Genomic DNA, 368 nt, shown 5'->3' with positions numbered 1-368 from the left:
AGCGCGCCGAAAGCGCCGCGCCCCGCCTGGCCGAAGGCCGCGCCGACGTCGATCAGGCCGACGGCCTGGCCCGCCAGGCCGCCCTGCGGACGAACCCGTCCGTCGCCCTGCAGGTCGAAAACTTCGCCGGCTCCGGCCCGCTCAAGGGCCTGGGCGCGGCCGAGACCACCCTGTCGTTCACCCAGCCGGTCGAGACCGGCGGCAAGCGTCAGGCCCGGGTCGCCGCCGGCCGCGCCGAGCTCGACGCCGCCCGCTCGCGGGCCGCCCAGGCGCGGGCCGACTTCGCCTTCGACCTGGCCGACGCCTACGCCCGCGCCGAGGCGGCCGAACGGCGCCTGAAGCTGGCGACCGAGAACCTGGGCCTGGCC

At 78.3% G+C, this 368-nt stretch carries 1 protein-coding gene; it reads left to right on the top strand.

Annotated elements, in window-relative coordinates:
* Positions 1–368, top strand: a 368-nt coding sequence (locus tag ACLZOT_RS50510) for a TolC family protein (RefSeq protein WP_416976058.1), incomplete at both ends; no start/stop codon positions are given.

The sequence above is a fragment of the Streptomyces sp. 4F14 genome (assembly GCF_048159485.1).
Classification (GTDB): domain Bacteria; phylum Actinomycetota; class Actinomycetes; order Streptomycetales; family Streptomycetaceae; genus Streptomyces.
The sequence above is the reverse complement of the archived record's forward strand: the minus strand, read 5'-3'. Positions and strand labels throughout refer to the sequence as shown.